The organism is Micromonospora fluostatini (assembly GCF_050410825.1).
GTDB classification, from domain to species: domain Bacteria; phylum Actinomycetota; class Actinomycetes; order Mycobacteriales; family Micromonosporaceae; genus Micromonospora; species Micromonospora rosaria.
The window spans coordinates 6,469,643-6,492,889 of record NZ_CP191251.1; the positions used below are offsets into that span (position 1 = coordinate 6,469,643).

Here is a 23,247-nt window from a genome sequence, read left to right on the forward strand (position 1 = left end):
TTCATCGGTCCGGACATCGGCCGGGGTGGTTCGTCCGGAGCGCACATCGTCGGTCGCCGCCGAGCGGAGCGTCACACCAGACCCGCCGCCGGGTCGACTGGTCGTCCTCCGTGGAGATCGTCAGCTCGCCGAAGTCGAGCGCCGAGACGTGTCGCAGCGAGTCGCGCAACGCCTGGGCCAGCCGGTGGACACCCTCGGCCGAGGTGGCCGTCGTGGGCAGGTGCAGCACCCACCGCGCCGTGCTCACCGGTACCGCCGTCGGTTGTCCCCGCGCCGTCGCGGCTCCGGTCCGCGCCAGCACCCGAGGCCGTGCGCGGTGGCCGACGCGCGCAGCGCCCGGGTGATCCGGTTGGTCTCGGTGCGGGCGGTGACGACCTCGCGGGTCAGTCGTTCGATCTCGTCGGCGAGCAGATCGAGGTACGCGTACACCTCGTCGGGGTCGAGGCCGCGCCACCGCCGGCCGAAGCGCGCCGCGCGGACCCGGCCGGCGTGCAGGTCGCCGCGCGCAATCCGCTCAGGCGGTCGCGGTGCCGGCACCGGACACACCCCTGGTGTACGTGGCCAGCGTGCCCGCCGCCGCCGACAGGCTGGCGGTCATCAGGCTCAGCTCGCCCGCCGCCTGCTCCCACTTCTCGACCACCCCGGCGGTGACCTCCTCGGGATGCCCGGCCTCGGCGAGCTGCTGACCGGCGGCGACGATCCGGGCCGGGAACGTCCGGACCCGACCGGCCGCCGCGTCGAACTGCTTGCTGGTGCTGTCGAGCACGTCGACCAGCGCGCCGATCCCGGCCGGCGGCTCGTAGCCGGCGTGGGCGCGCAGTCGGTGCACCCCGTCGGAGAGCATCCGTTCGGCCTCGCCGGCCAGGTCGAGGGCGTCCTCGGCGCAGCGCGTGGCCTGCCGGATCGCCGGGTGGGCGCACCCGTGGCCGGTCCGCTCCAGCAGCGCCCCGGTCGCCGCCACCGTCAGGACCGCCTCCCGCAGTTCCCCGGCCACCTGCTCGACCGCTGTCAACGCCGTACCCGCTGTCGGTGTGTTCTCCGTCGATGTCTCTGGGGTCATGTTCCCCTCCTTGTGGCTCGTCGCGACGCTGCTGTGGCCGGTGTCGGGGCGGTGTCAGCCGGTGCTCAGGCTGGTCGACTGAACACCGGCACACCGCCCCGACACGTTCCGGGTGGGGGCACCCGGGGCGAGGTCACCCTGTTTTGCCGACGAGGGCCGCCTCTCGCTCAACATATGATGCCTAGTGTCACTAGTGCAACCCTTGGTATCCCAAGAACTTGATGTCTCAAGGTGGGGGTGGTCAGATGGTGGTGCCGACGAGGGAGCACCACCATGTCAGTCACGCCGTTCTACGAGCGCATCGCCAACGACGTCCGCGACCAGATCAGGTCCGGTGAGCTGAAGCCCGGCGACAAGCTGCCGTCCATCTCCGAGCTGTGCAAGCAGTACGGGGTGTCGACCCAGGTCATCCGGTCGGCCATGCTGGTCCTGCGAGCCGAGGGGCTGGTGGAGGGTCACCAGGGCCGGGGCGTCTACGTCCGGGGCGACAGTGGCGGCGGACAGTCCTGACCCGTTCCTCAGATGGTGCGGAGGTAGCCGCGTAGCTGGTCCCGGGAGCCCCGGAGCAGGGTGCAGGCCTCCTCGATCGCCCGACGGGCTCCGGTCACCCGGCCGTCCACCACGCGCAGCAACGTCGGATTGCCGCCGGCCAGCGTCGTCATGAGGGTCGCGTGGTCGCGGGCCAGCCGGTCGATGATCCCCACGAGGTGGTGGTGGTTGCGCTCGATCAGCTCGATGACCGACTCCAGGTCCGCCGTCAGGCCGGCGATGGTGACGCCCCCGTCGGCGCGGTGACGGCCGGCGTACGTCCGCCGGCTCGACCGCCGTCGCCCGGCGGAGCGTGGTCGGGGTACGTCCGTCGCGAGCCGGACCGGTGGCTGGCCCAGGGTCTCCGCCCGGCCCACGGTCCGGGGCCCGGTCACGCCCGGTGAACGGGGAGCGGGGACCTCCGCCGCCGCCGCCGATGACGAATCGCCCGGGGTTGTGGTCCGGGCCCGAATGGTGTCGAACGCGGTCGCGAGAGCCGACTTGGCCACCGCGCCCAGAGTGAAGCCGAATGCGACGCCCGCGAACGTCACCTTGGCCGGGTCGAGCGGTACGCCGTGCTTGTTCACCGCCGCTGCGGCATAGACGCCGGCCGTTGTCCCGGCCAATTCGACGAGCTTGCCCAGGAACTCCTTGGGGCCCTCGAACCGCCACGTGTGGAGAAAGGAGTTCTCTTGGGCCTGCCGTCGATTTCGCCGGTGGCGATGGTTCACAACTCGACGACGGGATCGAGGAAGGCGCACTGGGTGGCGATCATCATCGGCAGGTTCGCCGCCACCTCCTGCGCGATCTCCTGCGCGCTGCCCCGGTCGGCGTCGGCCTGGTCCTCCTCCTCGTCCTCGGCCGCCAGGTACTCGCAGGCCGCCCAGAGGTTCGGGTGCAGGAAGGAGAAGGCCCACATGACGTACGCCGTGTTGTGCACCGCCACCCGGGGCTGCCCGTGGTGCCCCATCCGGTGGTACTCCGGCTCCTCCGGCGTGGTGCCCAGCCCCTCGGCGGTGGGGAAGAGGCGGTACCGCCGGAACACCTGCTCCAACGGCCCGTCCGGGTCGAACTCCAGCAGCAGGCCCCGCCGGATCAGGGCGGTGACCAGCGCCTCGGCGTCCGGTGGCGAGTTCGGGGCGGCGGTCAGGCTCCGGACCAGCTCCCGCCGGTTCACCTGGAGCTTGGCGTGGCCCCGCACGTCCACGTAGGCGAAGCCGTACGCGCCGAGCTCGGCCTCGGTGAGGTCCACCACGTCGCCGCCGAGGTGGACCTCCCAGGTCTCCGGCACCGGGTCGGGCGGGTGGACGTACCGGTGCTGTGGCCCGAGGCTGAAACCCACGGGGACGATCACGCGGGGCACGCTGCCTCCCTCCCTGCCGTGGTGGTCGACCGTCCGGCTCGGTGGGTCAACGAGTGACCAGGGGTGGGCGCTGCGGTCACCCGAGCACGCTCATGTAGTTGCGGGTGGCCTCGGAGCTGCCCTGGATGAGGGTCATCGCCTCGACGAGGCGCTGCTTGCTCTGCTCGGCGCGGGCGATCGCCTCGGTGATCGCCGGGTGCCCGCTGCCGGCGGCGACGGCGCGGAGGCGCACCAGGGCCTGCTCGGTCTGGTCGAGGCTGGCCCGGATCTGGCTGACCACCACGTCACCCTGCTCGGTGGCCTGGATCAGCGCGGCCTTGACCTGTTCGATGCTCGCCATGCCAGCCCTTCCCGGTCGGCGGCTGTTTCAGGTGGGGGAGGCGGTGATCGTCGCTGTGCCGAGCCGAACACTATCGAAAGGAGTGGATCGTTGTCTCACTTTGAGTCGCCAGATTGACACTGCCGGTGTTGTTGTGGTCAGGTCGCTCCACGCGGCGTGGCTCACACCCTGGGAAGTCCGGGTGCCGGTCGCGGCGACGCGCCGTAGACTCGGCGGCACAACTGCATACCTCATCCAGAGGGGCTGAGGGATACGGCCCGACGACGCCCCGGCAACCACCCGCACGCTCGACGACGAGCGATCTGCGGGCAGGTGCCAATTCCGTCCCCGCCGCAGGGTGCGATGTGGGGAAAGATGAGAGGAACTCCTCGACATGACGTCGACCCTCCCCGCCGGTATCGACACCGCCACCAGCCCCGCCCGTGCCCTGGTCTGTCGGGCCTGTCAGGCCCGCTACCCGCTCGCCGGCCAGCACGCCTGTTACGAGTGTTTCGGCCCGCTGGAGGTCGACTACGACCTCGCCGCGCTGGCCACCGTCACCCGGGAGCAGATCGAGGCCGGGCCGCGCAACATCTGGCGGTACGCCGCCCTGCTGCCCGCCGGGCAGGACCCGGCCACCCGGGTCACCCTGGACCCGGGCTTCACCCCGCTGGTCGCCGCCGGGAACCTCGCCGCCGAGCTGGGCATCACCGCGCCGCTCTGGATCAAGGACGACAGCGCGAACCCCACCCACTCGTTCAAGGACCGGGTGGTCTCGGTGGCGCTGACCGCCGCCCGCTCGCTCGGCTACACCCGGTTCGCCTGCGCCTCCACCGGCAACCTGGCGAACTCGGTGGCCGCCCACGCCGCCCGCGCCGGGGCGCCGTCGGTCGTCTTCATCCCCAGCGACCTGGAGCCGGGCAAGGTCGTGACCACCGCCGTGTACGGCGGCGAGCTGGTCGCCATCGACGGCTCGTACGACGACGTGAACCGGCTCTGCGGCGAGCTGGTGGAGACCGACGAGTTCGAGGACACCGCGTTCGTCAACGTGAACGTGCGGCCGTACTACGCCGAGGGCTCCAAGACCCTCGGGTACGAGGTGGCCGAGCAGCTCGGCTGGCGGATCCCGGCCCAGGTGGTCATCCCGATGGCCAGCGGCGAGCTGCTCACCAAGGTCGACAAGGCGTTCACCGAGCTGGTCGAGATCGGCCTGGTCGAGGCGCCGGCAGGCGGCTGGAAGGTCTTCGGCGCCCAGTCGGCCGGCTGCAACCCGATCGCCACCGCCCTGCACGCCGACACCGACACCATCACCCCGGTCAAGCCGACCGGCATCGCCAAGTCGCTCAACATCGGCGACCCGGCTGCCGGCCTGTACGCGCTGGAGGCGGTCCGCCGCACCGGCGGCTGGATGGAGTACGTCGACGACGACGAGATCCGTGCCGGCATCCAGCTCCTGGCCCGCACCACCGGGGTCTTCGCCGAGACCGCGGGTGGGGTGACCGTCGCCGTGCTGCGCAAGCTCGTCGAGTCCGGCCGGCTGGACCCGGCCGCCGAGACGGTCGTGTTCAACACCGGTGAGGGGCTGAAGACCATCGACGCGGTCGCCGGGCAGGTCGGCCCGACCCACCGGATCAAGCCCTCGCTGCGCGCCGCCCGGGAGGCCGGCCTGCTGGGCTGAGCCCTCAGCCGGAACCGCGCCGGGCGGCCCCGACCTCACCAGGGCGCCCGGCGGGCGATCGGCCCACCGGCCGCGACACGGAGGGTGACCGGCCGGTCGGTGCCGGTTCGGATGTCCGGGTCGGTGGCGCGGGCCGGCGGACGTGGGATGGCGAATCACCCGATCGGAGGATATGGCCGATCCGGCGGGTAACCAGCGTTTTGCCCTCTGTATGAGAAACCTGCCGTCGAGGACTTGACGTCCCGAATCAGACGGCGCAAGATGCTCCGTGCGGGAGGGCGTTTCGCCGAAGACTTTCTAAGTTCTTACGACCCAACGCCGGAGGCGTTGTGCGATCGTCCCTCCCGACCAACCTCCCTTCGGGCCAGCGGTGAAAATCGCTGGCCCGAAGTTCGTTCCGGGCGCACGCTCGCGGGCATGGCCATCACCATCACCCCGATCCGGGCCGACGACCCGGCGACGATCGACGAGGCGTACCGGATCGCCGTGGCCGCCGTCGCGGCGGACATCCCGGACTTCCCGCCGCTGTGCCGGATGCGGTTCACCGGGAACCTCTGCCATCCGATGCCGGGTCGACTGCCGGTCTGGGCGCTGGCCCGGCTCGACGGCGTGCCCGCCGGGTACCTCGCCCTCAACCTGTACCAGCTCGACAACACCGACAACGCCGGCCTGGACCTGATGGTCCATCCGGAGTACCGGCGGCGCGGCGTCGGGCGGGCGCTGCACGAGCACGCCGTGCGGGTGCTGCGCGAGCGGGGCCGCAAGCGGTCGTTGTCCTCGGTCGTGAGCACGTTGCCGGGTGGGGCGCCCCGGCCGGAGGCCGGAACCGCCTTCGCCACCGCGATGGGGGCGGTCGCGGCGCTGCCCGAGGTGCGGCGCCGGCTCGACGTCACCCGGCTCGACCAGGGGGCGCTCGACGCCGCCCTGGCCGAGGCCCGGGACCGGGCGACCGGGTACCGGGTCGTCCGCTGGCAGCAGCACACCCCTCAGGAGTACCTGGCGGACATCGCGTACCTGGACGGGCGGCTGCTGATGGACGCGCCCCACGGCGACCTGGTCCTGGAGCCGGAGGTGGTGGACGCCGAGCGGATCCGGGGCACCGAGCGGGCGCTGGACGCCCGGGGCCGCCGGCGGTACCACCACGCCGCGCTGCACGTCGACAGCGGCCGGGTGGTCGCCTGGACGACGCTGGACGTCGGCGCCTCCCCGTCCTGGCACGCCTTCCAACAGATCACCATCGTGGACCCGGAGCACCGGGGCCGCCGGCTCGGGCTCCTCCTCAAGGTCGAGAACCTGCGGTACACGCTCGCGCACGAACCCGGGGTCCGTGCCATCGACACCTTCAACGCCGCGGCCAACGAGTACATGATCGCGGTCAACGAGCGGTTGGGCTTCCGCCCGGTCGACGCCTGGGCCGACTGGCAGCAGAGCATCTGAGTTGTGACACGGCCCTACTGAAAGCGCCACCATCTGTTGCATGATGGCGGGCATGACGGAGACCCCGCACCCCCTGTACGACCGGCACGCCGAGACCCTCAACCGGGCGCTGACCGCGATCACCGAGCGTGGTTACTGGTCCGCGTACCCCGAGTCGCCCAGCCCCCGGGTGTACGGCGAGACCGCCGCCGCCGACGGGAAGGCGGCCTTCGAGGCGTACCTCGACGGCGACTTCCCGCTCGACCAGCCCGGCACCGGCGACCGGGTCGCCACCGAGGCGAGCCCGTTCGGCCTGAAGCTCGGGGTGCGGTACCCGCACGCCGGGGCCGACGCCCTGGTCGCCGCCGCCTCGGCCGCGCTGCCCGCCTGGCGCGACGCCGGCCCGCAGGCCCGGGTGGGGGTCTGCCTGGAGATCCTCGACCGGCTGCACAAGCACGTCTTCGAGCTGGCCAACGCGGTGCAGTTCACCACCGGCCAGGCCTTCGTGATGGCCTTCCAGGCCGGCGGGGCGCACGCCCTGGACCGGGCGCTGGAGGCGCTGGCCTACGGGTACGCCGAGATGACCCGGCACCCGGGGACGGCCGGCTGGGAGAAGGCCGCCGGCAAGGGCGAGCCGCTGCGGATGACCAAGACGTTCCACGTGGTGCCGCGCGGGGTGGCCCTGGTGGTCGGCTGCAACACCTTCCCGACCTGGAACTCGTACCCCGGTCTCTTCGCCTCGCTGGTCACCGGCAACCCGGTGGTCGTCAAGCCGCACCCCCGCGCGGTGCTGCCGCTGGCCATCACGGTGCGCTACGCCCGCGAGGTCCTCGCCGAGGCCGGCTTCGACCCCGACCTGATCCTGCTCGCCCCGGAGGCCCCCGGCGAGAAGCTCGCCTCCACGCTGGCCCTGCACCCGGCCGTGAAGATCGTCGACTTCACCGGCTCCACCGAGTACGGCGACTGGCTGGAGGCGAACGCCCGGCAGGCGGCCGTCTACACCGAGAAGGCCGGGCTGAACACGGTCGTGGTCGACTCCACCGACGACTTCGCCGGGATGTGCCGCAACCTCGGCTTCACGCTGAGCCTGTACAGCGGGCAGATGTGCACCACCTCGCAGAACATCCTCATCCCGGCCGACGGCATCGCCACCGACCAGGGGCACAAGAGCTTCGACGAAGTGGCCGCCGGCATCGCCGCAGCCGTCGGCAAGCTGACCGCCGACCCGGCCCGGGGGGTCGAGTTCACCGGCGCGATCGTCAACGACGGGGTGCTGGCCCGCCTCGCCGAGGTGACCGGCGTCGGCGAGACGGTGCTGGAGTCCCGTACCGTCGAGCACCCGGCCTTCCCCGACGCGGTGGTACGGACGCCGACCATCGTCAAACTCCCCGCCGACGCCACCGGGACGTACTCGCAGGAGTGGTTCGGGCCGATCTCGTTCGTGATCGCCACCGACTCCACCGCGCACAGCCTGGAGATCCTGAAGTCCACGGTGGGGGAGAAGGGCGCGCTGACCGCCGCCGTCTACGCCACCGACGAGGCCGTGCTGGACGCCGCCGAGGCCGCCGCGATCGAGGTCGGGGTGCACCTGTCCGCCAACCTGACCGGCGGCGTCTTCGTCAACCAGTCGGCGGCCTTCTCCGACTTCCACGGCAGCGGCGCCAACCCGGCCGCCAACGCCGCCCTCACCGACGGCGCGTACGTCGCCAACCGCTTCCGCATCGTCCAGAGCCGCCGCCCCGCCTGAGGTGTAAGGAAGGGCCCCTTGTTAACGCTTTCGGTAGAGGAAGGGGCCCTTCCTAACACCCGCGGGGGCGGGCGCGGGCGAGGCGAGGGGCACCGGGTCAGGCGGTACGGCGCAACTGCATCTCGGTCAGCGCCGGGATCGTCGGGTGGGGCACCCGTACCCCGGTGTCGGTGAAGCCCAGCCGCCGGTAGGCCCGCACCGCCCGGTCGTTGCCGACCACCACCTCCAGCATCAGCTCCGGTCGGCCGCACTCGCGCGACCAGGCCGCCACCTCCCCGATCAGGTCGGCGAGCACACCGGTGCCGCGCCAGGCCGGCGTGACGTAGACGGCGAAGACCACCGTCACGTCGGGCTCGCCCGGCAGTACCGTGCCACCGGCGTGACCGACGAGCCGTCCGCCCTCCGGGCGACAAACGAGGGCGGGCCCTCCCCGGTGGCCGAGAGGGGTGGGCTCGGCCTGGGGGGTGACCGGGGTGGACGCGGCCGGAGGGTCGGCGGGGGTGGCGATGAACTGGGCGGTACCCCAGCCGGTCGAGCAGGCCGCCACCCGGGCCGCGTACTCGTCGTGGGGGCGGGCCGCCGCATCGGCCAGCGTCTCCAGGAAGGCCAACGGTGAGTCGGCGAGCATCTCCAGGCGCAACGCCCGCATCCGGGCCGCGTCGGGTGGACGGATCCGGCGGACGGTGGCCCGGCGCGGGCCGTCAGTGGCCGGGAGGCTCTTCATGTCGGCATACATACCGTAGCGACGTGGGCCGATGCGATTCGGGTTGATGATCGACCCAATGCGCCCGTTTTGTGGTCGTGCGCCATCGTCACGCCTCGTGTACCGTGCGATTTCGGTCGCCTATTTCGACGGTCGTTATCGGCCCCGGGAAACGGTGGTCCGGACGCTCGGCCGTGTCCGGCGTCCGAGGTTGTTGAGCGCCGCGCAGAGTGAGGAAGTGCACCGTGGCACAGGGCACCGTGAAGTGGTTCAACGCCGAGAAGGGCTACGGCTTCATCGCCGTCGACGGCGGTCAGGACGTCTTCGTTCACTTCTCCGCCATCGAGATGGACGGTTACAAGGCGTTGGACGACGGCCAGCGGGTGGAGTTCGAGATCGCCCAAGGGCAGAAAGGTCCGCAGGCCGAGCGGGTACGCGTCGTCGCCTGAGTGCCGCCGTCGGCGTCGCCGGCACGCCCTCCGTCGGCGGTGGACGGGGATCCGTCACCCTGCGGGGGATGCGTGTCCGGCGCTCGCCGGGGAGGATCATGAGCCGTTCCAGCCGTTGTCGCTGAGGAGGACTCATGACCGACCGACCACCATCGGGCCCACCCGCACCCGACTCCGGTGACCCGGCCGCGCCCGGTCCGGACCCACAGCGGCAGCAGCCGGCTGCGGACCAGCCCGGCTCAGGCTCGGCGGATCTGCCTCCATCCGACGGTCCGCCCGAGGGGCCGGCCACGCCAGGCTCACCGGGCGCACCGGCTCCACCAGGAGCGGCGGAGGCCGCACCGGGTACCGCGCCGGGGGCCGGGGGTGCTGCCGCCGCACCGGGTGCCGAGAGCGGTCCGGGGGCGGCGAGCGGTCCGGAGACCGGGGGCGGTCCGAGGGGCGAGAGCGGTTCGGGGGGTACGGCCTCCTGGGGCAACCCCTACGCCGCCGGGTCCTGGGGCGGCCAGTCCGCCGCGGGCGCGTGGGGTGGGCAGCCCGGCGCGGGCGCCGGGGGCGAGCAGGCGGGCCGGGGTTCCTGGGGCGGTCAGTCCGGGACGGACCCGGCCGGTGCGGCTCAGCCGGGCTGGGGACCGGGCGGGCAGCCACCCGCCTACCCAGGCCAGCCGTATCCCGGTCAGCCCTACCCGGGCCAGCCGTATCCCGGCCAGCCCTACCCAGGCCAGCCCTACCCCGGCCAGCCCTATCCCGGTCAGCCGTATCCGGGGCAGGCGTACCCGGGGTACCCGGGGTACCCGGGGCAGGCGTACCCGGGGGCGGGCGGGGGTTGGAACCCGGCGGACCCGTTGGTCAACCCGCCCGGGGGCGGGCGTGGGCGCGTGGTGGGCGCGCTGTCTCGGGGCGCTCCGCCGGGGCTGGCAGGTGCTGGTACCCCTGATGGTGCTCACCCAGGTCCTGCCGGCGCTGCTCGTCACGGTGCTGTCGCTGGTGCTCGGCCCGTACTTCGGGTTGGAGGAGCCGCCGATCGACAGCGACCCGACCGCGTTCCCGGAGGACTTCTTCGCCGGGCTGTTCCTCTTCGTCACCACGATCTTCGCGGTCACCGTGCTCGTCGGGCTGGTCCAGGGCGTGGGCTGGGCGGGTGGTAGCTGGGTGATCGCCCGGCAGGCGGCCGGCGAGCCGGTGAGCCTCGCCGAGGCGATGCGGTACGGCCTGCGCCGGGCCCTCGGGGTCTGGGGGTGGAGCCTGCTGGTCGGCCTGCTGGTCATGATCGGGATCTGCTTCTGCATCCTGCCCGGGATCTACCTCGCCGCCGCGCTGAGCATGGCCGGGCCGGTGTACGTCTTCGAGCGCCACAACCCGATCGGCCGCTCGTTCCGGATGTTCCACGACCGGCTGGGCCTGCTTCTCAGCCGGCTGGCGCTGGTTGTGGTGATCATCATCGGGGTCGGGCTGGTGGCCGACGTGCTGGAGACGGTGGCGCTGCTGCCCTTCGGTGACGCGCCGCTGGCCGCGCCGGGTACCGCTCTGGGTGCCCTGCTGGCGGTGACCGTGCTGTCGGTGCTGAGCCTGCCCGGCTACCTCGCCCAACTGGTCGGCCTCGTCGTGACGTACGCGGAACAGCGGATCCACGAGGGCCCGGTGGACAGCGCCCGACTGGCTGCGGAACTGGGCTGACCGACGGCATCGTGCTTGCACTCGGCATGGGAGAGTGCTAAACAAGGTATTGGCACTCGCGGTACGCGAGTGCCAATGGTCGGGGCGGTGGGGTCACGATCGTGCGCCGTTGGAGACGGTGGACGGGCGTGACCGGTCGTCGCGGGCTATCCGGCCCGGCCGACGGATGTCGCTGTCACGCGGCGGCGACGTCCCAAGGTGCGTACACCAGACGGCCCATCCGGGACACACACTCGGGTGGCCCGTGAGTGTCCAGGAGGACAACGCCGTATGGCCAAGATTATCGCGTTCGACGAGGAGGCTCGCCGCGGTCTCGAGCGGGGCATGAACCAGCTCGCCGACGCCGTCAAGGTGACCCTCGGCCCCAAGGGCCGCAACGTCGTGCTCGAGAAGAAGTGGGGCGCCCCCACCATCACCAACGATGGTGTGAGCATCGCCAAGGAGATCGAGCTCGAGGACCCCTACGAGAAGATCGGCGCCGAGCTGGTCAAGGAGGTCGCGAAGAAGACCGACGACGTCGCCGGTGACGGCACGACGACGGCGACCGTCCTGGCCCAGGCCCTGGTCCGCGAGGGCCTGCGGAACGTGGCCGCTGGCGCGAACCCGATGGCCCTGAAGCGGGGCATCGAGGCCGCGGTCGCGAACGTCTCGGAGGAGCTGTCCAAGCTCGCCAAGGACGTCGAGACCAAGGAGCAGATCGCCTCCACCGCCTCCATCTCCGCCGGTGACACCAGCGTCGGCGAGATCATCGCCGAGGCGATGGACAAGGTCGGCAAGGAAGGCGTCATCACCGTCGAGGAGAGCAACACCTTCGGGCTGGAGCTGGAGCTCACCGAGGGTATGCGCTTCGACAAGGGCTACATCTCGGCCTACTTCATGACCGACCCGGAGCGTATGGAGGCCGTCTTCGACGACCCGTACATCCTGATCGCGAACAGCAAGATCTCCTCGGTCAAGGACCTGCTCCCGATCCTGGAGAAGGTCATGCAGTCGGGCAAGCCGCTGCTGATCATCGCCGAGGACCTGGAGGGCGAGGCCCTGGCCACCCTGGTGGTCAACAAGGTCCGGGGCACCTTCAAGTCGGTCGCCGTCAAGGCGCCGGGCTTCGGTGACCGCCGTAAGGCCATGCTGACCGACATCGCCATCCTCACCGGTGGCCAGGTCATCAGCGAGGAGGTCGGCCTCAAGCTGGACGCTGTCGGCCTGGAGATGCTGGGCCGTGCCCGCAAGGTCGTGGTGACCAAGGACGAGACCACCATCGTCGACGGTGCCGGCGACGCCGAGCAGATCCAGGGCCGGGTGAACCAGATCCGGGCCGAGATCGACAAGAGCGACTCCGACTACGACCGGGAGAAGCTGCAGGAGCGGCTGGCCAAGCTGGCCGGTGGCGTTGCGGTGATCAAGGTCGGCGCGGCCACCGAGGTCGAGCTGAAGGAGCGCAAGCACCGCATCGAGGACGCCGTCCGCAACGCGAAGGCCGCCGTCGAGGAGGGCATCGTCCCGGGTGGTGGCGTCGCGCTGGTGCAGGCCGGCAAGACCGCCTTCGACAAGCTGGACCTGGCCGGCGACGAGGCGACCGGCGCGCAGATCGTCAAGATCGCGCTGGACGCCCCGCTGCGGCAGATCGCCGTCAACGCCGGCCTGGAGGGCGGTGTGGTCGTCGAGCGCGTCCGTAACCTGGACGCCGGTCACGGCCTCAACGCCGCCTCCGGCGAGTACGTCGACCTGCTGGCCGCGGGCATCATCGACCCGGCCAAGGTGACCCGCTCGGCGCTGCAGAACGCCTCGTCGATCGCGGCGCTGTTCCTCACCACCGAGGCCGTCGTGGCGGACAAGCCGGAGAAGGCCCCGGCCGCCCCGGCCGCCCCGGGCGGCGGGGAGATGGACTTCTGAGTCCGGTTCCCATCGAACGCTGAAAGGGCGGGCCGCGTCAGCGGTCCGCCCTTTCGGTTGTCTGTCCGACGGTCGGCGCCGGCCCGGCGGCTCCGATCCGCACGGCCCGTGGCGGCCCGCCCCGGCACCGTGTTCGGGTCCGCCGGGGCGGCTCAGGTGGGCAGGGGCCGTTGGTTGCGTCGCTTCTGCTGCCGGCCGTACGGCGGGTGGATCCGGATCGGCTCGTCCACCAGTTCCAGCGGTTCCTCGGCCGGGGAGTCCCCGGTACCGGTCATCTCGACCAGTTGCTCGGCGTCACCGGGGTCGAGCCGGTCGAACGGCAGTGGGCCGGGGAGATCGCCGACCGGTACCCAGGCGACAGGCTGGACATCCTCGGTCTGTTCGTCGTCCGTGGTCATCGCTGCCTCCTCTACCGAAACGGTAGGGGGCGCCGATGGTCACCGCCGGTGAACGGTGCTATGAGGATCTATGTCCCATTCGTGCCCGTCCGGCCCGCGCTGCCGCTGGCGTCCCGCGCGTCGACGGTGAGCCCCGCGCGTCGACGGGGAACCCTGGGCGTCGACGGTCAGCCCTGGGCGGCCCGGACCGCCGCGTACGCGTCGACCAGGCCGGCGCCGCTGACGGCGGCGTCGCCCCCGCAGGCGTCGGAGGTCGGTCGAGCCGGGGTGGCCGTGTCGCGCAGGATCCGCCGGGTCCGGTCGAGGTCACCGACCAGGGCGGGGTTCGCCGACCACATCAGCGCCACCACGCCGGCCACCTGCGGGGTGGCCATCGAGGTACCGTCCAGGGTGGCGTACCCGCCGCCGGGCATCGCGGAGAGGATCCCCGCCCCCGGCGCGACCAGGTCCGGCTTGGCCACGCCGCGTGGCACCGACCCCCGGCTGGAGAAGTCCGTCACCTGACGTCGCCGGTCCACCGCCCCGACGGTCAGCACGTCCGGGTACGTCGCCGGCGGGTCCTGGATCGAGTCGCAGTACGGGCCGGTGTTGCCGGCGGCGGCGACCACGAAGATGCCGGCCGCCTCCAGGGCCGCGGTGGCCGGCCGGAGCGCCCCCGGATCGCAGCCCTCGACGGGCGGGCAGCCCCACGAGTTGGTCAGCACCTGCGGGGCGCGTGCCGGCCGGCCGTCGGTGAACGGGTCACCCCCGACCGGGAACGGGGCCAGCATGAACTGGAGGCAGTCCAGGTACCGGGCCGGGTTGCCCAGGTTCCGGTCGAGGTTGACGCAGCCGGTCCACTGGGCACCCGGGGCCACCCCGATGCCGCCTCCGCCGACCGCGCTGCCGAGCGTGTGGGTACCGTGCCCGCTCCGGTCGCCGGGCGTGCGGGACTGCTCCCACGGGTCGTACCAGGAGTCCGCGCCGCCCCGGAACCCGCCCGCGAGCGCCGGATGGGCACCGTCCACTCCGGAGTCGGAGGTACCCACCACCACGCCGGAGCCGGTCACGCCGAGTTCGGACCAGACCCGGTCGGCACCGATCAGCGAGATGTTCCAGGCCGGCCCGGTGGGCGGGGGCTGGTCGCCGTGGCTGACCGGCGGCGGGGCGGGCAACGGCCGGAGCCGCTGGCTGACCAGTACCCGCGCCACCTCGGGCCGGCGGGACAACCAGGCGCGCACCCCCGGCCCGCCGTCCGTCTCGATCGCGTTGACCAGGTAGTACGGGGTGTGGTCCAGCCGCAGCCGGGTCAGGTCCCGGCGCAGCCCGGCCTGGGTCCGGTCGGCGGTGGCGACCAGCCGCCGGTGCACCTCGGCGACGCGGGCGTCCCGCCCGGCGAGGCCGGGCGCGCCGGCCGGGATCCCGGTCAGGTCCGCCTGCTCGCGCAGCACCACGAAGAGCCGTTCACCGTGCAGCCCGGGTTGCCCCGCGCCGATGCCGACCAGCGTGACGGCGGCCAGCACGACGAGCGCGGTCACCCCGGCCACCCGCCGGGAGGGCGCCGGCCCGCGCGACCGGCCGAGCCCGACGCCGTACCCGATGGCGAGCAGCACCGCGACGGCGAGCCCGGCGGCGGTCGCCACCGCCACCCAGAACGGCAGGTCGCGGGTGCCGACCAGGAGCAGGGTGATCTCCTCCGGGTCGGTCAGGGCCAGCGGCCCGAGCGCGCCGAGCCCGACCAGCCAGCGCACCGGGGCCCGGCCGGCGGGCCGGCCGGTGCGCAGCGCCGCCGCGTGCAGCGCGGCCAGCACGAAGCCGACCGGAGGGAGCGTCCACAGTGCCGGTAGCTGGCTGCCGCCCTGCCCGGTGCCGGCGGCGACCAGGAGCAGCGTCACCCCGGCGACCAGCCCGCCGACCAGCACCAGCCGGGCCGGCCGGGGCGGAGCGCCGACGGTGAACCGGGCCCAGAACGTGGCGTCGAGCAGCACCCCGGCCAGTGCGCCGACAGCGGCGGCGGCCAGCCCGGCGAGCACCGTCTCCAGCAGCCCGCCGAGTGCCCCCACCCAGACCCACGGCGCGAGCAGGAGCAGCCCCGCCGTCACCGCGAGCAGGGTGACCGCCGGGGGACGCCGCCACCCCGCGCCGCCCACCCCCTCGGGCCGGCCCACCTCGTCGGGCCCGCTCACCCCGGCAGGGCCGGCAGCGGCGTCGGGTCCGGTACCGGTGGTCTCGGCCGGGTCGATGGGCGGACGGGCGCGGCGCAGCAGTCGCCCCGCGACGAGCGCGAGCAGCGCGGCGGTGCCGGCCAGGGCGGCCAGGTACGCCTCTTGGTGCACCGGTGGCAGGGCCCGGAGCAGGAGCAACGTGCCGAGGGCGAGGAGGCCGGCGAGCCAGGTCCGCCCGGTGGTCCGGACCGCCGCCGAGCGGGGCAGCAGAGCGATCAGCAGGGTGGGTGTACCGAGGAGGACGAGGGTGCCCAGGGCGAGGCCCGGCCAGAGCCCGGCCACCCGGTGCAGCCCGGTGGCCAGCAGCACCTGGTCGACGAGCCACCCGGCGCCCTGACTGACCACCACGAACCCGACGATCCAGACGCCGACCAGCGCGGCGGCCACCACCGGCCACGGGCCGGGCCGCTGCGGCCCGGGGCCGGGATACAGGGGCGGCCCGGAGAAACCGGGCGGCCCGGAGAAACCGGGCGGCCCGGGGAAGCCGGGCTGGCCGGGGAAGCCGGGGTGCCCGGCGAATCCGGGCGGCGGCCCGGGGAAACCGGACCCGCCGGGAGGCGGGCCGGACGTCCCGGGAGGCGGGCCGGGTGGCCCGGCGGGGGGCTCGGCGGGCCCGGTGAGCCCGGGTGGTCCCGGTACGGGGTCGCCTGCGGGAGGTGGAGAGCCGGCCGCCATGCCCCGACAGTACGGGCCCGGTGGCACATGCCGCCGGCCGGCCACGGCGTTACCGTGGACGGGTGCGTGACCCCAATGTCTCCCGCGCCCTCGCCGGTCAACTCTCCCCGCAGCGCCGCGCCGCAGACCTGCGCCGGCTGCGGGCCGAGCGCTTCGACGTGCTGGTCATCGGCGGTGGCGTCACCGGGGCGGGCGCGGCGCTGGACGCCGCCTCCCGGGGGCTCAAGGTCGCCCTGGTCGAGGCCCGGGACCACGCCGCCGGCACCTCCAGCCGGTCCAGCAAACTGATCCACGGTGGCCTGCGCTACCTGGAGCAACTGGAGTTCCACCTGGTGCACGAGGCGCTGACCGAGCGCGGGCTGCTCGCCACCCGGCTCGCCCCGCACCTGGTCCGCCCGGTGCCGATCCTGGTCCCGCTCCCCGCCGGGCAGGGCCCGCGCAGCCTGCCCGCCCGCGCCGGGCGGCGGGCCTACTACGGCGTCGGCGTGGCCGCGTACGACGCGTTCGCCGGGATCTTCGGCGGGGGCCGGGGGATGCCGCTGCACCGGCACCTGACCCGGGAGGGGGCGCGGCGGGTCTTCCCCAGCCTCCGGGCCGACGTCCTGGCCGGCGCGATCCGGTACCACGACGGGCAGGTCGACGACGCCCGGCTGGTGGTGACCCTGGCCCGGACGGCGGCCAGCATGGGCGCCACCGTGGTCACCAGCGCCCGCGCGGTCGGGCTGATCCGGCAGGCCCGGGAGGTGACCGGGGTCCGGGTCCGCGACCTGGAGGCGCCGGCCGGCTCACCCGAGGCCGAGTTCGAGGTACGTGCCCGGACCGTCATCGCCGCCACCGGCGTGTGGAGCGACGACATGTCGCGGATGCTCAACGACGTCGGGCTGCGCCCCGGCATCCGGGTCCGGGCGTCGAAGGGGGTGCACCTGGTGGTGCCCCGCTCGGCGATCACCGGGGAGGCGGGGCTGATCCTGCGGACGCCGACCTCGGTGCTCTTCGTCATCCCGTGGGGCGGGCACTGGATCATCGGCACCACCGACACCGACTGGCGGCTGGACCGCTCCCACCCGGCCGCCTCCGCCCGGGACATCGCGTACCTGCTCGACCAGGTGAACACCGTGCTGGAACGGCCACTGACCACGGACGACATCGAGGGCGTCTACGCCGGGCTGCGGCCGTTGCTGGCCGGCGAGGCGGACTCCACCTCCAAGCTGTCCCGGGAGCACGCCGTCTTCGAGCCGATGCTCGGGCTGCTGCTGGTCGCCGGGGGCAAGTACACGACGTACCGGGTGATGGCCGCCGACGTGGTGGACTGGGCCGCCCGCCGCCTCGGCGGGGTACGCCCGTCGCGCACCGCCGACCTGCCGCTGCTCGGCGCGGACGGGTACGCGGCGATGTGGCGGGACCGGGCCGACCTGGCCCGCCGGCACGGCGTACCGGTCGGGGTGCTGGAGCACCTGCTGGAGCGGTACGGCACCCTCACCCTGGAACTGCTCGCCCTGGTCGAGGCCGATCCGCTGCTGGCCTCCCCGCTGGCCGGCGCCCCGGAGTACCTCGCCGCCGAGGTGACGTACGCCGCCCGCGCCGAGGGGGCGCTGCACCTGGAGGACGTGCTGACCCGGCGTACCCGGATCTCCTTCGAGACCACGCACCGCGGCCTGGAGTCGGCCGAGCACGCCGCCGAACTGATGGGCGCGGTGCTGGGCTGGGACGCGGCGACCCGGGCCCGCGAGGTGGCCCACTACCGGGCCCGGGTGGAGGCGGAGCGGCAGTCGCAGACGATGCCGGACGACGCCACCGCCGACGCGGCCCGGCTCGGCGCGCCGGACGTGCGGGGCTTCGCCGCCGACCGGGGCGGCGACGGGGACCACGCCGGGGTTCCCTCCCCGTCCCGCTGACCGGTCCGGCGCGACACCCGGCCCGCCGGTTGCGGGTCAGAGGACCTTGCCGGGATTGAGCAGGTTCGCCGGGTCCAGGGCGGACTTGATCGCCTGGTGCACCCGGACCCCGACCGGGCCGATCTCCCGGGCCAGCCACTCCCGCTTGAGCAGGCCGACCCCGTGCTCGCCGGTGCAGGTGCCGCCCAGCGCCAGCCCCAGCCGCATGATCTCGTCGAAGGCCCGCCGCCCGCGTGCCACGCTCGCCGGGTCGGCCCGGTCCACCACCATGATCGGGTGCAGGTTGCCGTCCCCGGCGTGCCCGACCACCCCGATCGGCACGTCGCACTCGACGGCGATCCGGGCCACCCCGTCCAGCATCCGGGCCAGCGCCCCGCGCGGGACCGCCACGTCGTCGAGGATCAGGCCGCCGGCGCCGTCCGGGTACGTCCGCGCGGCGAGCTGCTCCATCGCCGGGTACGCCAGCCGCCGGGCCTGGAGCAGGGCCGCCGCCTCGACCGCGTCGGTGGCCGTGTACACCTCCTCGGCGCCGGCGGCGGTGCAGAGCCCGGCCAGCCGGGCCAGGTCGTCGGCGGCCCGGGGACCGGTGTCGGCGGCGGCCAGCAGCAGCGCCTCGGCGTCGGTGCGCAGCCCCATCGGCCGGTACGCCTCGATGGCCCGCAGGTGGGTCCGGTCGAGCAGTTCCAGCAGGCTCGGGGTGAGCCCCTGGGCGGCGATCCGCGCCACCGCCGTACCCGCCGCCGTGGTGGAGCCGAAGACGGCGACCAGGGTCAACGACTCCTCCGGGGCGGGGCGCAGCGCCACGGTCACCTCGGTGATCACCCCGAGGGTCCCCTCCGAGCCGACGAAGAGCCGGGTCAGGTCGTACCCGGCGACGCCCTTGGCGGTCCGCCGGCCGGTGCGCAGCACCTCCCCGGAGGCGAGCACCACCTCCAGGCCGAGGACGTACTCGCTGGTCACGCCGTACTTGACGCAGCACATCCCACCGGCGTTGGTGGCCACGTTGCCGCCGATCGTGGACGACTCCCAGGAGCCGGGGTCGGGCGGGTAGTACAGCCCCTGCTCCGCCACCGCCCCGGCCAGCGTGGCGTTGACCACGCCGGGCTGCACCACGGCGATCCGGGCCACCGGGTCGATCTCGCGGATCCCGGTCATGGCGACGGTGCTCAGCACCAGCGCGCCGTCGACCGCGTTGGCCGCGCCGGCCAGCCCGGTCCGTGCGCCCTGCGGCACCACCGGTACGCCGTGCCGGGCGGCGGCCCGGACTGCCGCCACCACCTCCCCGGTGTCCCGGGGGCGGACCACCACCAGGGGCGTCCCGGCGGCGCAGAGGTCCGCCTCGTCCCGCTGGTGCATCCGGAGCAGGTCCGGGTCGGTCAGCACGGCGCTCTCACCGAGGGCGGCGCGCAGCTCGTCCAGGAGCGGGGTCGCGGCCATGCGGGGAAGGCTAGCCGTCGCCTAGATTGGCCGCCATGCTCTACCTCGACCGCCCGGCCTGGCCCGGGCGTGGCCGGCTCTGGTCACATCTGATCAGCGACGTCTCCCCGGCCGAACTGCACGCCTTCGCCGAGGCGCTCGGCGCGCCCCGGCGTGCCTTCGACCGCGACCACTACGACATCCCGGCCGAGCGCTTCGCCGTGGCGGTCTGGCTCGGCGCCCGGGTGGTGCCCAGCCGGGAACTGGTCCGGCTGCTCCGCGCCGCCGGGCTGCGCCGCCCGAAGCACCTGGTGACCCCGCGCCGCCCGAGCGCCCCGGTCCACCCGCCCGCCTCAGTCCACCCGGTCACCTCGGCTCAGCCGGTCGGTTCGGTGCGCCCGGCGGCGGTCAGTCCGGTCGCCGTCGGGGAGGGGCACCGGTGAGGGCGGCGAGTTCCCGGGTCAGGTTGGCGCGGGCGGCCGGCTCCCACCGGTCGGCCGGTTCCGGTAACCGGTAGAGGGCGGGGAGGGCCAGCAGACCGTCGAGCACCCGGGCCCGGCCCTGCCGGAAGGCCGACTCCGGGACGTGGGCGTACTCCCGCCGGACCGCGGCGGCGTACCGGTCGTACGCCGGGGGTGGTGCCGCCAGGATCGCCAGGTCGGCGTCGCAGAGCAGGGCGCCGTCGGGATCCCCGGGGCGTACCGCGTGCCCGGCGGTGAGCAGGACCAGCCGGTGCACCCCGGCGGCGACGGCGGCCGGCAGCCCGACCCCGGTGAGCAGGGCGGCGGTCAGGTCGGCGCTGGCCCGCTCGTTGGCGTCCCCGGCGGCCCGGGGGTCGTACACCGCGTCGTGGCCCCAGGCGGCGAGCCGGACCAGGTCGGGCCGCGCCGCCTGGTCGGCGTACCGGTCCACGACGTCGAGCACGGCGGTCAGGTGCGCGACGGTGTGGTAGTGCCGGTGCGGCTCCCGCCAGCGGTCCAGCAGCCGCTGCCCGGCGTCGGCCAGCCCGGCGGTGTCGACGGCACCCGCGCCGCACGCCGCCGCCCGCCACCGCAGAATCAGGTCACCCATCCGGTCGAGTCTGCCGGGTCGGACCGCCCGAACAGGATTCACCCCGGACAGCACGGGTAGTACCCGCCGTGGCCCGGGACCGACGACCTCCGTTGCTGCGGCGTGCGCCGCTGCGGGAGGGCGCGGTGGACGTGGACGGGGCGCGGATCGCCGAGGCGATGGCGCACCTGAAACACCACGGGCGGGCCACCCTGCGCGATCGCTTGCACCGGCTGCGCTCCACCGCGACCCTCGCCCTCCAGGCCGGCCTGGCCGCCGCGCTCTCCTGGCTGGTCGCGCACGAGTTCCTGGGCAACCCGGAGCCGGTCTTCGCGCCCATCTCGGCGGTCGGCACCCTGGCCGCCTCGGTCGGGCAGCGGTTCCGCCGCACCGTGGAGCTGATCCTCGGGGTGGGGGTCGGGGTGGCCGTCGGTGACCTGCTGGTCTACCTGCTCGGCACCGGGCCCTGGCAGCTCGGCCTGATCGTCACCCTGTCCATCGTGGTGACCATCTTCTTCGGTGGCTCGGTGGCGGTGGTCATCCAGGCCGCCGCGACGGCGGTGCTGATCGTCACGCTCAGCCCGACGGTGAAGGACCTGGAGCTGCCCAGGTTCATCGACGCGCTCGTCGGCGGCGGCATCGCGCTCGTGGTGACCGCGGTGCTGCTTCCGCTCAACCCCCTCCGGGTGATCAACCGGGCCGCCCGGCCGGCGCTCGACCTGCTCGCCGAGCAGCTCGACCGGACCGCCGACGCGCTGCGCGACCGGGACCGGGACGCCGCCCAGGCCGCCCTGGAACGGCTCCGGGACAACAAGGCGGAGCTGACCGACTTCGTCGAGGCGATCGAGGGGGCCAAGGAGACCATCACCATCTCGCCGGCGCGTTGGCACCGGCGCAGCGAGCTGACCCACTACGCCGAGGCCGCCGACCCGATCGACCGGGCGATGCGCAACAGCGGCACGCTGATCCGGCGGTCGGTGACCCTGATCGAGGACGAGGAGGCGATCCCCGAGCCGATGCCGGACGCGGTCGCGCACCTCGCCGAGTCGGTCCGCCTGCTGCGGCACGAGTTCGCCGTGGGGGAGGAGCCGCAGCAGGCCCGGGAACGCGCGCTGCGCGCGGTCAGCGAGGTCGGCCGGGCGTACGCCGAGGGGGTCGGCTTCTCCGGCAGCGTGGTCGTCGCCCAGGTCCGGACCACCGCCAGCGACCTGATGGTCGCCTCCGGCATCGAGCAGGAGGAGGCGAACCGGCTCATCCGGGAGGCGTTCGGGGAATCCGAGCCGGCCCGCACGCCGGCCGAGGGCCCCGCCCAGACCCCGAAGCCCCCCGCCACCCCGCCGCTGGGTTGAACCGGCGTCACTCCGGCGCGGTGCCGGCTGGGCTACGGGGTGGTGGGGTGGTCGGCCGGGGCCCGGCGGGCGGCAGCGTGTGGGGTGCCTCAGGCCAGCCCGGCCAGGGCGGCGAGCAGCCGGTCGACCTGCTCCGGGGTGCTGCCCAGGCCGAGGCTGGCGCGGACCGCCGTCGGCGGCAGGTCGCGTCGGCCGCTGCGGGCCGCCGCCTCGGCGAGCAGCCGCCGGGCCAGCGGATGGGCGCAGAACAACCCGTCCCGTACCCCGATGGCGTGGTCCCGGGCCAGGTCGGCGGCGACGCTGGCGGAGTCCCGGCCGGCGACCACGAAGGAGACGATCCCGACGCGGGGCACGTCCGCACCGAACGTGCGCAGCTCCACCACCTGCGGCAGGGCGGCGAGCCCGGACCGCAGCCGGGCCAGCAGGGCCTGTTCCCGGTCGTGCAGCACGCTCCGGTCGGCGGCGTCGAACGCGGCGCAGACGGCGGCCAGGGCCACCGCGCCGAGCAGATTGGGGGTACCGGCCTCGTGCCGGGCCGGCCCGGTGGTCCACCGCACGTCGTGGGTGGCCGCTCCGACGTGCTCGGTCGCCCCGCCCCCGGCCAGGTACGGCGGGGCGGAGTCCAGCCAGTCCGCCCGGCCGACGAGCACTCCCGTGCCGAACGGCGCGTACAGCTTGTGCCCGGACAGGGCCAGGTAGTCGACGTCGAGCGCGGCGAGGTCCACCGGCGCGTGCGGGGCGAGCTGGGCGGCGTCGACCACGATCCGGGCCCCGTGCCGGCGGGCCACCCGGGCCAGTGCGGCCACCGGCCAGACCTCCCCGGTCACGTTGCTCGCCCCGGTCACCGCGACCAGCACCGGTCGCCCGGCCGCCGACCCCACCGCCGCCGGGTCGGCCGTGGGGCGGAGGGCCGCCGGCCGGCGCAGCTCGGTCAGGGCGGCGTCCAGCGCGCGGACCGCCTGGTCCGGGCCGTTGGGCACCGGGAGCCGGACCGTCCCGGCCGGCCAGGGCAGCAGGTTGGCGTGGTGCTCACCGGCGAAGGTCACCACCGTGGTACCGGCGGGCACCGCCCGCGCCAGCAGGTTGAGCGCGTCGGTGGTGTTGCGGGTGAAGACCACGTGGTCGTCGGCGCGGGCGCCGACGAAGTCGGCCACGGTCTGCCGGGCCTGCTCGTAGGCGAGGGTGCAGCGCCGGGAGAGCGCCCCCGCGCCCCGGTGCACGCTCGCGTACCAGGGCAGCAGCGCGGTCACCGCGTCGGCCGCCGCCCGTGCGCACGGCGCGCTGGCCGCGTGGTCGAAGTTGGTCTGACCGGGTACGCCCAGCACGTCGAGCGGCCCACCGGGCGCGGTCGGTGCCGTGGGGACGGCTGGTGCCGGGCGGGCGGTGGGAGCGGTGGACGCGTGGATGACGGGCACGGCGAACCTCCA

The 23,247-nt window shown here is 74.1% G+C and carries 21 protein-coding genes, 1 pseudogene and 1 riboswitch; of the genes and pseudogenes, 10 read left to right on the forward strand and 12 right to left on the reverse strand.

Translation table 11 applies throughout. The features are described from left to right. Nucleotide 1: 1 nt before the first annotated feature. From ACQUFX_RS28820 to ACQUFX_RS28830, 3 genes are read right to left on the reverse strand one after another with little or no spacing between them, the layout of a single operon-like run. Nucleotides 2–247, reverse strand: a complete 246-nt coding sequence (locus tag ACQUFX_RS28820) for a hypothetical protein (protein WP_428963339.1) — start codon at nt 245–247, stop codon at nt 2–4. Then, the gene (locus tag ACQUFX_RS28825; RefSeq protein ID WP_428963340.1) at nt 244–537 is read right to left on the reverse strand and encodes a DivIVA domain-containing protein; all 294 of its coding nucleotides are present in this window, start codon (nt 535–537) and stop codon (nt 244–246) included. The genes ACQUFX_RS28820 and ACQUFX_RS28825 overlap by 4 nt, the downstream gene beginning before the upstream one ends. After that, nucleotides 515–1,060, reverse strand: coding sequence for a hypothetical protein (locus ACQUFX_RS28830; RefSeq protein WP_428963341.1), 546 nt, complete (start codon nt 1,058–1,060; stop codon nt 515–517). The genes ACQUFX_RS28825 and ACQUFX_RS28830 overlap by 23 nt, the downstream gene beginning before the upstream one ends. 273 nt (nt 1,061–1,333) lie before the next feature. Between ACQUFX_RS28830 and ACQUFX_RS28835 the strand changes: the two genes are divergently transcribed. Continuing rightward, nucleotides 1,334–1,570 carry a winged helix-turn-helix domain-containing protein gene (locus ACQUFX_RS28835; RefSeq protein ID WP_428963342.1) on the forward strand — a complete coding sequence of 79 codons (237 nt, stop codon included), beginning with the start codon at nt 1,334–1,336 and terminating at the stop codon, nt 1,568–1,570. 8 nt (nt 1,571–1,578) lie between these two features. On the opposite strand, the gene ACQUFX_RS28840 is transcribed toward ACQUFX_RS28835, so the two are convergent. From ACQUFX_RS28840 to ACQUFX_RS28850, 3 genes are all read right to left on the reverse strand, one after another. Next, complete coding sequence (locus ACQUFX_RS28840) at nt 1,579–1,983, reverse strand: hypothetical protein (protein ID WP_428963343.1); 405 nt, start codon at nt 1,981–1,983, stop codon at nt 1,579–1,581. 332 nt (nt 1,984–2,315) lie between these two features. Then, nucleotides 2,316–2,951 carry a hypothetical protein gene (locus ACQUFX_RS28845; protein ID WP_428963344.1) on the reverse strand — a complete coding sequence of 212 codons (636 nt, stop codon included), beginning with the start codon at nt 2,949–2,951 and terminating at the stop codon, nt 2,316–2,318. A 76-nt stretch (nt 2,952–3,027) separates the two neighbouring features. After that, a complete protein-coding gene (locus tag ACQUFX_RS28850; protein ID WP_428963345.1) occupies nt 3,028–3,291 on the reverse strand; it encodes a hypothetical protein in 264 nt (87 codons plus the stop codon). 227 nt (nt 3,292–3,518) lie between these two features. Beyond that, nucleotides 3,519–3,652, forward strand: a riboswitch (SAM riboswitch). Between the two features lie 12 nt (nt 3,653–3,664). Between ACQUFX_RS28850 and thrC the strand changes: the two genes are divergently transcribed. The 3 genes and pseudogenes from thrC to paaN all read left to right on the forward strand — a co-directional run bounded on the left by thrC (nt 3,665) and on the right by paaN (nt 8,111). After that, nucleotides 3,665–4,948: a threonine synthase gene (gene thrC / locus ACQUFX_RS28855; RefSeq protein WP_428963346.1), complete on the forward strand. Its 1,284-nt coding sequence runs from the start codon at nt 3,665–3,667 to the stop codon at nt 4,946–4,948. Nucleotides 4,949–5,359: 411 nt separating this feature from the next. Further along, nucleotides 5,360–6,385: pseudogene (locus ACQUFX_RS28860) on the forward strand (GNAT family N-acetyltransferase); the annotation flags it as partial. A 52-nt stretch (nt 6,386–6,437) separates the two neighbouring features. Next, entirely contained in the window at nt 6,438–8,111 is a 1,674-nt protein-coding gene (gene paaN, locus ACQUFX_RS28865; RefSeq protein WP_428963347.1) for a phenylacetic acid degradation protein PaaN, read from the forward strand. Between the two features lie 97 nt (nt 8,112–8,208). Here paaN and ACQUFX_RS28870 read toward each other — a convergent pair whose 3' ends face one another. Continuing rightward, nucleotides 8,209–8,835 carry a GNAT family N-acetyltransferase gene (locus ACQUFX_RS28870; protein WP_428963348.1) on the reverse strand — a complete coding sequence of 209 codons (627 nt, stop codon included), beginning with the start codon at nt 8,833–8,835 and terminating at the stop codon, nt 8,209–8,211. A 224-nt stretch (nt 8,836–9,059) separates the two neighbouring features. Between ACQUFX_RS28870 and ACQUFX_RS28875 the strand changes: the two genes are divergently transcribed. From ACQUFX_RS28875 to groL, 3 genes are all read left to right on the forward strand, one after another. Continuing rightward, nucleotides 9,060–9,263 carry a cold-shock protein gene (locus ACQUFX_RS28875; RefSeq protein WP_007073263.1) on the forward strand — a complete coding sequence of 68 codons (204 nt, stop codon included), beginning with the start codon at nt 9,060–9,062 and terminating at the stop codon, nt 9,261–9,263. An 870-nt stretch (nt 9,264–10,133) separates the two neighbouring features. Then, the gene (locus ACQUFX_RS28880) at nt 10,134–10,940 is read left to right on the forward strand and encodes a hypothetical protein (protein ID WP_428963349.1); all 807 of its coding nucleotides are present in this window, start codon (nt 10,134–10,136) and stop codon (nt 10,938–10,940) included. 270 nt (nt 10,941–11,210) lie between these two features. Then, nucleotides 11,211–12,833 carry a chaperonin GroEL gene (groL, locus tag ACQUFX_RS28885; RefSeq protein ID WP_428963350.1) on the forward strand — a complete coding sequence of 541 codons (1,623 nt, stop codon included), beginning with the start codon at nt 11,211–11,213 and terminating at the stop codon, nt 12,831–12,833. Nucleotides 12,834–12,985: 152 nt separating this feature from the next. On the opposite strand, the gene ACQUFX_RS28890 is transcribed toward groL, so the two are convergent. Both ACQUFX_RS28890 and ACQUFX_RS28895 read right to left on the reverse strand, forming a co-directional pair. Continuing rightward, a complete protein-coding gene (locus ACQUFX_RS28890) occupies nt 12,986–13,231 on the reverse strand; it encodes a hypothetical protein (RefSeq protein WP_428963351.1) in 246 nt (81 codons plus the stop codon). Between the two features lie 167 nt (nt 13,232–13,398). Beyond that, the gene (locus ACQUFX_RS28895; protein ID WP_428967111.1) at nt 13,399–15,867 is read right to left on the reverse strand and encodes a S8 family serine peptidase; all 2,469 of its coding nucleotides are present in this window, start codon (nt 15,865–15,867) and stop codon (nt 13,399–13,401) included. Between the two features lie 305 nt (nt 15,868–16,172). Here ACQUFX_RS28895 and ACQUFX_RS28900 point away from each other — a divergent pair, with 305 nt between their 5' ends. Continuing rightward, the gene (locus ACQUFX_RS28900; protein WP_428963352.1) at nt 16,173–18,005 is read left to right on the forward strand and encodes a glycerol-3-phosphate dehydrogenase/oxidase; all 1,833 of its coding nucleotides are present in this window, start codon (nt 16,173–16,175) and stop codon (nt 18,003–18,005) included. A gap of 36 nt (nt 18,006–18,041) precedes the next feature. Here the strand turns inward: ACQUFX_RS28900 and ACQUFX_RS28905 are convergent, their stop codons facing one another. After that, nucleotides 18,042–19,442 (reverse strand): FAD-binding oxidoreductase, encoded by a 1,401-nt coding sequence (locus ACQUFX_RS28905; protein ID WP_428963353.1) that lies wholly within the window; start codon nt 19,440–19,442, stop codon nt 18,042–18,044. A gap of 35 nt (nt 19,443–19,477) precedes the next feature. On the opposite strand from ACQUFX_RS28905, the gene ACQUFX_RS28910 reads away from it, so the two are divergent. Further along, nucleotides 19,478–19,864 carry a DUF4031 domain-containing protein gene (locus tag ACQUFX_RS28910; RefSeq protein ID WP_428963354.1) on the forward strand — a complete coding sequence of 129 codons (387 nt, stop codon included), beginning with the start codon at nt 19,478–19,480 and terminating at the stop codon, nt 19,862–19,864. On the opposite strand, the gene ACQUFX_RS28915 is transcribed toward ACQUFX_RS28910, so the two are convergent. Then, entirely contained in the window at nt 19,830–20,492 is a 663-nt protein-coding gene (locus ACQUFX_RS28915; protein ID WP_428963355.1) for an HD domain-containing protein, read from the reverse strand. The two genes, ACQUFX_RS28910 and ACQUFX_RS28915, sit on opposite strands and share 35 nt — an antisense overlap. Nucleotides 20,493–20,617: 125 nt before the next feature. On the opposite strand from ACQUFX_RS28915, the gene ACQUFX_RS28920 reads away from it, so the two are divergent. Then, the gene (locus ACQUFX_RS28920; RefSeq protein ID WP_428967112.1) at nt 20,618–21,820 is read left to right on the forward strand and encodes an FUSC family protein; all 1,203 of its coding nucleotides are present in this window, start codon (nt 20,618–20,620) and stop codon (nt 21,818–21,820) included. An 89-nt stretch (nt 21,821–21,909) separates the two neighbouring features. Here the strand turns inward: ACQUFX_RS28920 and ACQUFX_RS28925 are convergent, their stop codons facing one another. Beyond that, nucleotides 21,910–23,226 carry an aminotransferase class V-fold PLP-dependent enzyme gene (locus tag ACQUFX_RS28925; protein ID WP_428967113.1) on the reverse strand — a complete coding sequence of 439 codons (1,317 nt, stop codon included), beginning with the start codon at nt 23,224–23,226 and terminating at the stop codon, nt 21,910–21,912. Between the last annotated feature and the right edge of the window lie 21 nt (nt 23,227–23,247).

Coding starts and splice junctions, on each gene's coding strand:
- ACQUFX_RS28850 (WP_428963345.1), bottom strand. CDS start 3,291: ATGGCGAGCATCGAACAGGTCAAGGCCGCGCTGATCCAGGCCACCGAG.
- ACQUFX_RS28830 (WP_428963341.1), bottom strand. CDS start 1,060: ATGACCCCAGAGACATCGACGGAGAACACACCGACAGCGGGTACGGCG.
- groL (WP_428963350.1), top strand. CDS start 11,211: ATGGCCAAGATTATCGCGTTCGACGAGGAGGCTCGCCGCGGTCTCGAG.
- ACQUFX_RS28915 (WP_428963355.1), bottom strand. CDS start 20,492: ATGGGTGACCTGATTCTGCGGTGGCGGGCGGCGGCGTGCGGCGCGGGT.
- ACQUFX_RS28835 (WP_428963342.1), top strand. CDS start 1,334: ATGTCAGTCACGCCGTTCTACGAGCGCATCGCCAACGACGTCCGCGAC.
- ACQUFX_RS28910 (WP_428963354.1), top strand. CDS start 19,478: ATGCTCTACCTCGACCGCCCGGCCTGGCCCGGGCGTGGCCGGCTCTGG.
- thrC (WP_428963346.1), top strand. CDS start 3,665: ATGACGTCGACCCTCCCCGCCGGTATCGACACCGCCACCAGCCCCGCC.
- ACQUFX_RS28870 (WP_428963348.1), bottom strand. CDS start 8,835: ATGAAGAGCCTCCCGGCCACTGACGGCCCGCGCCGGGCCACCGTCCGC.
- ACQUFX_RS28905 (WP_428963353.1), bottom strand. CDS start 19,442: ATGGCCGCGACCCCGCTCCTGGACGAGCTGCGCGCCGCCCTCGGTGAG.
- paaN (WP_428963347.1), top strand. CDS start 6,438: ATGACGGAGACCCCGCACCCCCTGTACGACCGGCACGCCGAGACCCTC.
- ACQUFX_RS28890 (WP_428963351.1), bottom strand. CDS start 13,231: ATGACCACGGACGACGAACAGACCGAGGATGTCCAGCCTGTCGCCTGG.